Genomic DNA, 10,315 nt, shown 5'->3' with positions numbered 1-10,315 from the left:
AGCCAAATTCTCACGCGTTACTCACCCGTCCGCCACTAACTCCTAAGAGTCCGTTCGACTTGCATGTGTTAAGCATACCGCCAGCGTTCATCCTGAGCCAGGATCAAACTCTCCGTTTTGTTAAGTTTGTTTAGCTCTTTTGACTGTTCTTTTACTACCTCAGTCCGGTATCATTTTCTTTACTTGACGCAGGACTTGCTGTATACTGTCTTTCAAACTATAATATTTTCAAGGTTCGGTGTCCCTCCGAGTCCCGCTCTCTCGCGGCTCTCTCTCAGGCACTTATTCAATATAGCGAACCTATCTTGGAATGTCAACTACTTTTTCCAAGTTTTTTTGAATTTTTTTTCTAATCAGTTCAAATCCTTGTGGTGTAAGGGTTTGAGTTAATAAAATTATTGGCTCGGAATGAATCCAGATGGATTTATAACCCTGGGCGCATGATTTTTTCAGCGACTTGGGGCAAAAACTGTTGCAGTAGATAAAGCAGTTTAGATTTACCAATCAGCATTTCGTAATGATCACGGCTGAAGTTACGCCAAAATTCCTCTACTAAAGTATCTAGCTGTATCTTGCCTTTACCCCGTCCTTGGGTCATGGGTGTGTCTACTAAACGGGCAATAATCTCAAAAACTTTGATGGGAGTACGTTCTAGCTGCCAGCGTAGGGCTTTTGAGGCAATATGCAAACCTGCTTTACTACTACAGTAGATGGGCGCACTTTGCTTTGGTACTAAAGCTAGTCTAGATGTAATCTTGATTATGGCTGCTGATTGTTTGGTCAGTAGATGGGGAATCATGAGTAGGTTTGACAGGATGAAAGATATTGCTGAGTTTGTTTATTTCTGAGTCGGGAATTTCTGTGGGCGATCGCAGGACATGAAACAATTGTTGATAGGGTTGATTACATATATACTTGACTAAATTCCAAAGGTGAGAATTCAGATGAAGAGTTCTGTGGCTGTACTACCACCGTTTTTGGTACTGGATCAATTGTTGCAAAGTTGGTTAATGGAGGATATTGGTAGGGGCGATCGCACTACTCAATCTCTTTTATCCCAAAATTCAACTATCAGACAAGGGAAGTGGGTAGCAAAAGCACCAGGAATAATCGCAGGTTTACCGATAGCAGCTAGGGTGTTTCAGTTATTAAATCATCAAGTCAGGTTTGTAGCTGTAAACTCTGAGGGTGCAAAGTGTGAAGCAGGAGACGTGGTAGCGGAAATTCAGGGTTCATTAGATGCGTTGTTGATGGGCGAACGGGTGGCGCTAAATTTGGCGATGCGGTTAAGTGGAATTGCAACGTTAACTAATATATATGTGGAGAAAATAGCAGATTTACCTGCAATGTTTGTGGATACGCGCAAAACTACACCAGGTTTGAGAATCTTGGAAAAGTACGCATCTGCTGTTGGGGGTGCGATTAATCACCGCATGGGGTTAGATGATGCAGTGATGATTAAGGATAATCATATTGCGGCAGTTGGGGGTATTAGAGAAGCTATTACCCGTATTCGTTCCCAAATGCCTTATCCTCTCACTATTGAAGTGGAAACAGAAAGTTTAGAACAGGTGCAAGAAGCATTAAAGTATCAAGCCGATATTATTATGTTGGATAATATGCCTTTAACAATGATGACTGAGGCTGTGCAGTTAATTCGTGAACAGGATAGCCGAGTGAAAATTGAAGCATCGGGAAATGTAAGTTTAGAAACTATTCGCGCAGTAGCACAAACTGGTGTTGATTATATTTCTAGTAGTGCGCCAATTACTCAATCAAGGTGGTTGGATTTAAGTATGAAAATGATTTAAGCAATGTAGCAGCAGAGGCAAAGCCTCTGTGATGGCATTCCCAGTCAGAGACTGGGAACGAGTTAACGAGTTAAGTATTTTTATTAGTTAGGAAATGTGTAAAACAGCTTTGCCTGGAAAACGTCTATCTACCAGTTTTTGAGCTACATCAGCAATTTCTGTCCAAGGGGCTTCTATGTCAATATGAGGGCGTAATTGTCCTGATTCTACTAATTCCACTAACCATTTTAACCCCACAGATGCGGATTCTTGTTGGAGTTCATGGAAGACTATTAAACCGTAAATACTCGCACCACCAAGGGCATAAAGATTGCCAGCATTAAAAGTTACTTCTCTTCCGGCAGTAGTTCCAAATACTACTGCTTGACCATTTGTACCTAAGAAACCTAACGCTTTACCGAGAACATCACCGCCTACAGAATCTATTATTAAATGATATGGTCCATATTGTTGAGCAGGGGATATATCTTCACCAATGACAATGTGATGCGCTCCTGCTTCTTTGACGATAGGTTCATACTTAGAAGTACGTAGATGGGCTGTAACCTTTGCACCGCTTAACCGTGCTAATTGAATAGCAAAGTTACCGACACCACCAGAAGCCCCCGTAATTAACACAGGTTGATTGAGGAGAAAACCGCCTTTTTTCATGATATGATAGGCTGTTAAACCTGCTATGGGTAATGTGGCAGCTTGAGCGAATGATACAAAGCGGGGTAGTTCTGCGAGAGAGTGGGTAGGTACTGCAACTATTTCACCCCAAGCACCAGACGGGAGAAAACCCACTACACGCGCTCCTTGTGGTAGTCCTGAACCGTCTGCGGCGGGTGTTTCTACAGTACCGGCGAGATCCCAACCAGGCCGCCAACCTGCTTGAGCAGTAGAAGCGCGTCTGAGTTCGCCGCGATTGAGTGAAATTGAGGCAACTTTAATTATGGCTTCGTTGGTTGCGGGTGTGGGTGCTGCAACTTCCTTTAATGCTAAACGTCCTGGTACGTTAGGATCAACAACGACAGCGCGAATTTTGTTGTTCATGTTTTTGATATCCTGGTTTGGGTTAAAAACTTGTTTTTCTTTGGTTTATATTACAATTACTTTATCAGAATCAATTTATTATCTTTATTGTCTGAATATTGACAAAACTGATCACAAAAATTATGATGACTAACTTAATCGAATACGAAGACGCTAACCCAGAAGTACGCGCAGTTTACGACGATATCCGCGCTACCAGACAAACTGAATATATCAACAATTTCTGGAAAGCTTTAGCTAATCATCCTCCAACTTTACGCCGTACTTGGGAAAGTCTCAAGGAAATTATGGCGGGTTCTGGGGAAATTGATCCACTGATGAGAGAATTAATTTACATTGCTGTGAGTGTGACTAATAACTGTGAATATTGCATTGCCTCACACACCGCAGCCGCAAAAAATAAGGGTATGACTGATACAATGTTTGGGGAATTGATGGCTATTGTTGGTGCTGCAAATATGACTAATAGGTTTGCAAATGGTTATAAAATTCCTGTGGATGAAATCTTTAAACAGCAGTAAAACTTCAATCATGGACAATTAATAATTACCTATCCCTTGGAGCGCGAAGATTGAAAAAGCGGAATTTTTTTCTTTTTTCCCCTTTAAAGGGGATATTTTAAACCTTGAACGAAACAATTATCAATTGTCAATTATCAATTATTTTCCCAACTTGTTGGAAATACCTTCACAACCACCGGGAATGGTTTTTCTGCTTTTTTCACCGCACCAAGCACAGCAATAACGACGCACGGGTTCTGACATTCTTTGTACGTTGCTAAAATCGGCATTTTCTACTACTGCACCGGTGTATTCTCCGGTTTCATAGTCGGGTGGGTGGGTGCGACTGCGGGGTGAGGCTTTTTCTAATGAACCATAAAATAACCGGACACTGTTTAAATCGGCATTACTCAAATTAGCTTCATATAAAATCGTGCGGGCAAGGTTGGCTTTGACTAAATCACAACCGCTGAGGTTAGCACGCACTAGATTTGCTTCACTCAAATCAGTCCACCGTAAATCAGTGTAAGAAAGGTCTGCACCGGCTAACATTACCCCTAAATCTATTACCCGTACACCTTCTATTCTGTCTTCGGCGTAGCCACCGCTACCATCGAGAATGGCTCTACCTAAACGGCGATCGCGTTTTAATGGTGTTAACAGTTTGGAACGGGAAAGAAAGCGAAGAATTTTGGCTTTTCCATTGCCATCTACACTACTAAAAATTGCGGCTGTGCGTCCTTCTGCTATAGCTCTTTCTTGTGGCCAGTCTTCTAATAATCCTTCTTCATCTAATACTAAATCAGAAATTCCTTGAAAATAAGAATCTATCGTTTGTTGTTGAGTAATAATATTTTGTTGAACTGTAAGCAGGTTTTGTTGAATAGTTAAATCTTTAGAAATTACATATTGTCGCCAAGCTACATAAACGGCAATAATAGCTATAAGAATTTGTCCTAAAGCACCAAACCATTCGGCTAAAGTTCCTGAAGCTTCCCAGTTAATTTTTTTGCCCCAACGTAAGAGATGATAACCTAAGCCGCTAAATTTCAAGAAGCCAATAATACCTACCAATAAACCAATAAAGGCTAATAATAATGTTCTATCTTCTGGAGAAAACCATTCTTTGATGACATCTTGCAACCAAGGAAATAACATAGCTATGGATAAAACCAAAGTTGCGAAAGTTCCCAAAATACCCAGGAATGAGTTATTAATAGCAATACCAATAAAAGTTAGGGCGATCGCTAATAAAGTAAAAATCAAAGCTCTAGGTTTAACAACAACCTGACTGTGATAACGTTCTCTAAAACCAGATATTGCCCTTTTGAGGGCATTGGTATTTTGGGGAGATTGTAAAGAAGAAATAGCTGCTAAAGCTTGTTGTGCAGCTAAACCTTCTGCCGTGAGTTCATTTTCACTAGCAATATCAAAATCATCGCGTTCTAAATTGTGTTCTGGAATAGGTTCTGACTGTGGTGGATGATAAGAATTAGATTCAAGAGTCATTTTTAGATTTTAGATTTTAGATTTTAGATTTTAGATTTTAGATTTTAGATTGGTAAATTAATTACTGTCACCTGTCACCTCTCCCTTATAACCTACTTTATCAACAAGTCAGGAGTAAGTATCACTTTCGCTAACTTTTAACTCCTGACTTTTGCTTTGAAAATTTATTTTTTATGGAAACGGAAACAAGAATTTGTTAAGCTAGTCCTACCAACTTGGCGCTGAAGTCCCACATTTTTTCAGCTTTAGCATCATCGCTGGCTTCATTGGAAACTTTCTGCACAAAGGACTTACCATCTTTTTTCTGTCTATTTCCCCAACTCCAATAAATGCCAGATTGATTGTAAGCTGGATCTGCTACTACATCGGCTACTCTTTCACCAGCTAATTCTTCGGAAACAAACCCCCCAGTAATATATTTTTGGAAGACGGGGAAGAGTTTCTGGAATAGGGGATAATGGTTGCGGAATAGGGCGGTTGTAGCCACGCAACCGGGATATAGGGAACTAAAAGTAATACCTGTTGACTCATGATGGCGTCTGTGTAATTCTCTCATGGTCAAAACGTTACAAACTTTACTATCTTTGTAAGCTTTAACCGGTTCAAATTTCTTACCGTCAATCATAGTATGGGGAGCTTTAAAACCAGCCTCAAAACCTTTTAAATCTCCTAGATCGGGACGTGGGGGAATTTTACCGCCTAACTCGTTGGGGTTGTGTGTAACTGTTCCTAAAATCACCAGTCTGGGTTCAGAAGTGGAAGCTTTCTTTAGATCCTCCAACATCAAGTTACACAGCAGGAAATGGCCAAGATGGTTAGTAGCCACACTTAACTCATACCCATCAGGGCTAAATAAAGGCTCTTTAATCAAAGGCATATAGATGGCAGCGTTGCACACCAAAGCATCTAATGATCTGCCCGTAGCTCTAAAATCCTGAACAAATTTTCTTACACTATCTAAAGAGCCTAAATCTATGTGTATAATGGTGTAGCTGTCTTTGGGAATCCCCACTGTTTGGGCTGCTGCTTCGGTTTTTTCCAGGTTGCGACAAGCCATAATAACGTGCCAACCTCTCTTAGCTAAAGCCTTAGCTGCATACAAACCCACACCAGAGGAAGCACCTGTGATTATAACCGTTGATTTATGCTGTTGTTCCATCGTCTTGAGAATCTGATGATTGTAGTTCAGTTGTTATTATGATCTCACACCATGTTCATCCATGATCAGCCTTGTAGCTAACGGATTAAAACAGGGAAATGCTGACAAAAAAAAGGATAACAATTTTTGCTAAGTTGCATGAGATTAATTCAATTTAATTTATATATCGACAAATCGTGGGTGATTGCATATTTGGCAGATTTATTTGTAATTATTCAATAAATCCGCATATTTGGTAGTTTTGCCAACATGATCGAGTTGAATATACAGTCAAAGTTATAGATAAATTGCCAATAGATTGTATAAAATAATTGATCAACTATATCTAGACATGGTATAGTTTATGTGAGTTAATCAAAACTTATCAAATTCTTGATTTCTTTTTCATTCAAATACAAGATAATTAATAGCAGTTTAGTGGACTTGGATACAACTTTTAAACATTCAAAAGGCATAACATTAAATTATGAGTTGCGTAGGTGCAGTATGATTTTAAGGCGATACTTTATTGCCTGTGGATTCATGAGTTTTTTGACTGTTGGTTGTGGTGATTTGGCAATATCATCAACAGAATATACCAAGCAAGTTGTACAAGAAAACAATGTTGCTCAACTCATAGCAGAAGTACAAGATAGTCAAAAAGCGGAAAAATTATTCATTCAAGGCAATAATTTTTTAGATACCAGTCGCTATAAAGAAGCTCTGACATTCTATAATCAAGCGATTGAAATTAAAAAAGACAGCGTAGAAACATGGGTAAATCGAGGTAATGCCCTGATAGCTTTACATCGGTATGAAGAAGCTTTAGAATCCTATGATAAAGCGATCGCCATTCGTCCGAATAAAAATGAAGCTTGGTATAATCGAGGAAATGCGTTATCAGCTTTACGGCGTTACGAGGAAGCAGTAAAATCCTACGATGAAGCTATAGTTATTGAACCAGATAAATTTGAAGCTTGGATCAACAGAGGAATTGCACTAACAAAATTACGCAGGTACAAAGAAGGCTTGGCATCTTACAATGAAGCTATCAGGATCAACCCAAATTCCCATCAAGCATATTACAATAAAGCTTGTAATTATGCCTTACAAAATAAACCAGACCTAGCAATTGAGTACCTAGTAAAAGCTATGCAAATGCAACCTGAAAAATACCAAAAATTAGCCCAAACTGACACAGATTTTGATAAAATCAGGGATAAAAAGGAATTTCAGGAATTATTAAAATGAAGAAGTTAGGAGTAAGTAGGGGCGAAGCATTCGGACAAAAATATTGGGAAAAAATCGAGAATTTATCATCCGAATGCTTCACCTGTACAGGAGTCAGGAGTCAGGAGTGGAATAGAGAATGAAAAAACTCCTAATTACAGGTGCAAGTGGTTTTTTAGGGTGGCATCTTTGCCAAGCAGCAAAGACAGAGAAATGGGAAATTTATGGTACTTATGCTACCCATTTTTTAGAAATACCAGATGTAAAAATATTGCAAGTTGATTTAACAGACTTTCAGAAATTAAAAGAAATATTCCATCAGATAAAACCAGATGCAGTAATTCATACTGCGGCACAATCTCAACCAAATTATTGTCAACTGCATCCCCAGTCATCTTATACTATTAATGTTACCGCATCTTGTAACATTGCCGGACTTTGTGCAGATCATAATTTACCTTTAGCTTTTACATCTACCGACTTAGTTTTTGATGGTTTACAACCTCCCTATAAAGAAACAGATGCAGTGTCACCTGTGAATATTTATGGTGAACAAAAAGCGCAAGCAGAAGCAGGAATATTACAAGTATATCCCCCAGCAGCAATTTGTAGAATGCCGTTAATGTTTGGCAAGGAAACACCCACAGCGAAAAGTTTTATTCAGGGTTTTATACAAACATTGAAAGACGGGAAAGAACTGAGTTTATTTAGAGATGAATTTCGCACCCCAGTAAGTGCAAACACAGCCACAAAAGGTTTATTATTAGCATTAGAAAAAGTTAACGGGATAATTCATTTAGGTGGTAAAGAAAGAATTTCCCGTTATGATTTTGGTAAAATTTTAGTTGAAGTAATACAACTTCCCAGCGATAAATTAAAATCATGTTTGCAAGATGATGTAAAAATGGCAGCACCAAGGCCAAAGGATGTTTCTTTAGATAGTGAAAAAGCGTTTAGTTTGGGATATCAACCATTATCTGTGAGGGAAGAATTAGAGAGGTTGTAAATAGGGGATTTTGAGGATTTTTTTGTCTGAATCAGGATGTCCAGGATTTAAGGATGCTAGTGAGTTTGTCAATTTCAACATCCCACCAATAATCTACAAAATGAGCGATCTCACTTGTTTAAAAATCTCTTCAATATCAACAGGTAAATATGGAGAAACAACATCTTCAGCACCATCATGTACATGATGAGGATAGGTTGCAATTTCAGGATGATGGGGTGCGTTATCCCAACGTTTTATTAGTTCTCTATTTTCAGTTTGCCAATGAAAACTATATTTAATTATTTCTACTTGTCCAGATTCTATTTTAAAAAACTCAAACATTTCTAAAAAACTACCATTTTTTAATATCACACGATAACGCCATAAACCTTTATCAGTTTGTGCTTCTTCTCTAAGAATCGTAAAATTTACAACTTCTGGACACAGTGTAATTATAGATTTTATCCAGGCTAAATAATCATCGGCATTTTTCATATTTTTCATAAAGCTTGTTCTAACTTATGGATTTTTTTTAAAATGTCTTTGCGGAGTTCACATAAACCAAACCATTCAAAAAAATCCATTTCATCACCTAAACGACCTGAGTTAAATTGTTCCTCAAATTGTTCACAATTTAGTTGATATTTTTGTTCAAATTTTTGTATGTCTGAGTTATAGATATCTAATTTTTGGCGATGACGGGTTAAAATTACGTTTAGAAGTTGTCCAATAATTCTATCTAGTTCTGTATTGTCGTTACAATTTTCTGTGAGTAATTCTAATTTTTCTAATGTGTTCATAATTTTAGATTGGATGAAGTTGATTAGTTGTGAATATTTTAGCACGTTTTATATTTTTTGTCAGAATCAGGATATCCAGGATTTGAGGATTTACAGGATGTTATTGTTTATTTGAGGTGGGGATTTTGAGGATTTACAGGATGTTGTTGTTGATTTGAAGTGGGGATTTGAGGATTTTTTTGTCAGAATCAGGATGTCCAGGATTACAGAATTTTCAGGATGTTGTTGTTTATTTGAAATTGGGATTTGAGGATTTTTTTGTCAGAATCAGGATATCCAGGATTACAGGATTTTCAGGATGTTGTTGTTTTATTGTCTATGATAAGTACAGATTTTAGAATGTTAGATAATAAATTATCCGTTAAATTATTTGTTGACTGTTGGTGTAACTGTATTTTATAATATTCAAATATTCACAAACAATTTATCAATAACAATCCTGTAAATCCTCAAATCCTGGATATCCTGATTCAGAAAATGAAAATTTCAACATCCCATCAATAACCTACAAATAACAATCCTGTACATCCTAAAATCCTGGACATCCTGATTCAGACAATGAAAATTTCAGCATCCCATGAATAATCTATAAATAACAATCCTGTATATCCTAAAATCCTGGACATCCTGATTCAGACAATGAAAATTTCAACATCCCACCAATAACCTACAAATAACAATCCTGTACATCCATGAACACGCCCAATAATAAAAAATTAGATGAAATCACATATATAATAAATGGGTGTGCAATGAAAATACACCGAACTTTGGGGAATGGTTTTCAGGAAGTGATTTATCAAAGATGTATGGAAATTGAATTGCAAAAATCAGGTTTAGGTTTTGGAAGAGAGGTAGAACAAGTAATTTATTATGAAGGAATTGAAGTAGGAACACGCAGAGCGGATTTTATAGTTGAAAATCAGGTTGTGGTGGAGTTGAAAGCGATAATTAATTTAGAAGATGTCCATTTAGCGCAAGCGAAAAATTATTTGGTAGCTTATAATTTTCCTGTGGGATTGTTGATTAATTTTGGTGGGGTGAAGTTGGAATATAGGAAGGTTTTTAATCCTAGATATCATGTTTAATTTGTCAGAATCAGGATAACCAGGATTTTAGGATTTTCAGGATGTGGTTGTTTATTTGAGGTGGGGATTTGAGGATTTTTTTGTCTGAATCAGGATATCCAGGATTACAGGATTTTCAGGATGTTGTTGTTTATTTGAAGTGGGGATTTGATGATTTTTTTGTCAGAATCAGGATATCCAGGATTACAGGATTTTCAGGATGTTGTTGTTTTATTT

12 protein-coding genes and 1 rRNA gene are annotated in these 10,315 nt (G+C 37.5%); 6 read left to right on the top strand and 7 right to left on the bottom strand.

Translation table 11 applies throughout. The features are described 5' to 3' along the window. Both PN497_RS12960 and PN497_RS12955 read right to left on the bottom strand, forming a co-directional pair. A 16S ribosomal RNA gene (locus tag PN497_RS12960) occupies positions 1-119 on the bottom strand; the annotation flags it as partial. Positions 120-424: 305 nt separating this feature from the next. Continuing rightward, on the bottom strand, positions 425-817 hold the full coding sequence (locus PN497_RS12955; protein ID WP_334310644.1) for an SDR family NAD(P)-dependent oxidoreductase: 393 nt from the start codon (positions 815-817) through the stop codon (positions 425-427). Between the two features lie 127 nt (positions 818-944). On the opposite strand from PN497_RS12955, the gene nadC reads away from it, so the two are divergent. Continuing rightward, positions 945-1,811, top strand: a complete 867-nt coding sequence (nadC, locus tag PN497_RS12950; protein WP_096571161.1) for a carboxylating nicotinate-nucleotide diphosphorylase — start codon at positions 945-947, stop codon at positions 1,809-1,811. Positions 1,812-1,898: 87 nt separating this feature from the next. Here nadC and PN497_RS12945 read toward each other — a convergent pair whose 3' ends face one another. After that, positions 1,899-2,846 (bottom strand): zinc-binding dehydrogenase, encoded by a 948-nt coding sequence (locus PN497_RS12945; RefSeq protein ID WP_096571159.1) that lies wholly within the window; start codon positions 2,844-2,846, stop codon positions 1,899-1,901. A gap of 125 nt (positions 2,847-2,971) precedes the next feature. On the opposite strand from PN497_RS12945, the gene PN497_RS12940 reads away from it, so the two are divergent. After that, entirely contained in the window at positions 2,972-3,367 is a 396-nt protein-coding gene (locus PN497_RS12940; RefSeq protein ID WP_096571157.1) for a carboxymuconolactone decarboxylase family protein, read from the top strand. Between the two features lie 138 nt (positions 3,368-3,505). On the opposite strand, the gene PN497_RS12935 is transcribed toward PN497_RS12940, so the two are convergent. Both PN497_RS12935 and PN497_RS12930 read right to left on the bottom strand, forming a co-directional pair. Continuing rightward, the gene (locus PN497_RS12935; RefSeq protein ID WP_096571155.1) at positions 3,506-4,855 is read right to left on the bottom strand and encodes a pentapeptide repeat-containing protein; all 1,350 of its coding nucleotides are present in this window, start codon (positions 4,853-4,855) and stop codon (positions 3,506-3,508) included. 196 nt (positions 4,856-5,051) lie between these two features. Then, positions 5,052-6,014, bottom strand: coding sequence for a protochlorophyllide reductase (locus tag PN497_RS12930; protein WP_096571153.1), 963 nt, complete (start codon positions 6,012-6,014; stop codon positions 5,052-5,054). A gap of 486 nt (positions 6,015-6,500) precedes the next feature. Between PN497_RS12930 and PN497_RS12925 the strand changes: the two genes are divergently transcribed. Genes PN497_RS12925 through PN497_RS12915 form a run of 3 tightly spaced genes read left to right on the top strand, consistent with a single transcriptional unit; the run spans position 6,501 to position 8,229 of the window. Then, entirely contained in the window at positions 6,501-7,244 is a 744-nt protein-coding gene (locus PN497_RS12925) for a tetratricopeptide repeat protein (RefSeq protein WP_096571152.1), read from the top strand. Further along, on the top strand, positions 7,241-7,366 hold the full coding sequence (locus PN497_RS12920; protein ID WP_272110337.1) for a hypothetical protein: 126 nt from the start codon (positions 7,241-7,243) through the stop codon (positions 7,364-7,366). The genes PN497_RS12925 and PN497_RS12920 overlap by 4 nt, the downstream gene beginning before the upstream one ends. After that, positions 7,363-8,229 (top strand): SDR family oxidoreductase, encoded by an 867-nt coding sequence (locus tag PN497_RS12915; protein ID WP_096571150.1) that lies wholly within the window; start codon positions 7,363-7,365, stop codon positions 8,227-8,229. Before PN497_RS12920 ends, PN497_RS12915 begins: the two co-directional genes overlap by 4 nt. A gap of 93 nt (positions 8,230-8,322) precedes the next feature. On the opposite strand, the gene PN497_RS12910 is transcribed toward PN497_RS12915, so the two are convergent. Together PN497_RS12910 and PN497_RS12905 are read right to left on the bottom strand one after the other, a co-directional pair. Continuing rightward, positions 8,323-8,715 (bottom strand): toxin-antitoxin system TumE family protein, encoded by a 393-nt coding sequence (locus tag PN497_RS12910; protein ID WP_096571148.1) that lies wholly within the window; start codon positions 8,713-8,715, stop codon positions 8,323-8,325. Then, on the bottom strand, positions 8,712-9,011 hold the full coding sequence (locus tag PN497_RS12905) for a hypothetical protein (RefSeq protein WP_096571146.1): 300 nt from the start codon (positions 9,009-9,011) through the stop codon (positions 8,712-8,714). Before PN497_RS12905 ends, PN497_RS12910 begins: the two co-directional genes overlap by 4 nt. A 692-nt stretch (positions 9,012-9,703) precedes the next feature. On the opposite strand from PN497_RS12905, the gene PN497_RS12900 reads away from it, so the two are divergent. Then, positions 9,704-10,099, top strand: a complete 396-nt coding sequence (locus tag PN497_RS12900; protein ID WP_096571144.1) for a GxxExxY protein — start codon at positions 9,704-9,706, stop codon at positions 10,097-10,099. The last annotated feature ends 216 nt before the right edge of the window (positions 10,100-10,315 follow it).

Source organism: Sphaerospermopsis kisseleviana CS-549 (genome assembly GCF_028329225.1).
Lineage (GTDB): Bacteria > Cyanobacteriota > Cyanobacteriia > Cyanobacteriales > Nostocaceae > Sphaerospermopsis > Sphaerospermopsis kisseleviana.
The sequence above is the reverse complement of the archived record's forward strand: the minus strand, read 5'-3'. Positions and strand labels throughout refer to the sequence as shown.

What these genes read in the sequence shown, in the direction of transcription:
- PN497_RS12915 (WP_096571150.1), top strand. Translation starts at nt 7,363, where the DNA reads ATGAAAAAACTCCTAATTACAGGTGCAAGTGGTTTTTTAGGGTGGCAT.
- nadC (WP_096571161.1), top strand. Translation starts at nt 945, where the DNA reads ATGAAGAGTTCTGTGGCTGTACTACCACCGTTTTTGGTACTGGATCAA.
- PN497_RS12900 (WP_096571144.1), top strand. Translation starts at nt 9,704, where the DNA reads ATGAACACGCCCAATAATAAAAAATTAGATGAAATCACATATATAATA.
- PN497_RS12935 (WP_096571155.1), bottom strand. Translation starts at nt 4,855, where the DNA reads ATGACTCTTGAATCTAATTCTTATCATCCACCACAGTCAGAACCTATT.
- PN497_RS12945 (WP_096571159.1), bottom strand. Translation starts at nt 2,846, where the DNA reads ATGAACAACAAAATTCGCGCTGTCGTTGTTGATCCTAACGTACCAGGA.
- PN497_RS12905 (WP_096571146.1), bottom strand. Translation starts at nt 9,011, where the DNA reads ATGAACACATTAGAAAAATTAGAATTACTCACAGAAAATTGTAACGAC.
- PN497_RS12925 (WP_096571152.1), top strand. Translation starts at nt 6,501, where the DNA reads ATGATTTTAAGGCGATACTTTATTGCCTGTGGATTCATGAGTTTTTTG.
- PN497_RS12920 (WP_272110337.1), top strand. Translation starts at nt 7,241, where the DNA reads ATGAAGAAGTTAGGAGTAAGTAGGGGCGAAGCATTCGGACAAAAATAT.
- PN497_RS12910 (WP_096571148.1), bottom strand. Translation starts at nt 8,715, where the DNA reads ATGAAAAATATGAAAAATGCCGATGATTATTTAGCCTGGATAAAATCT.
- PN497_RS12930 (WP_096571153.1), bottom strand. Translation starts at nt 6,014, where the DNA reads ATGGAACAACAGCATAAATCAACGGTTATAATCACAGGTGCTTCCTCT.
- PN497_RS12940 (WP_096571157.1), top strand. Translation starts at nt 2,972, where the DNA reads ATGACTAACTTAATCGAATACGAAGACGCTAACCCAGAAGTACGCGCA.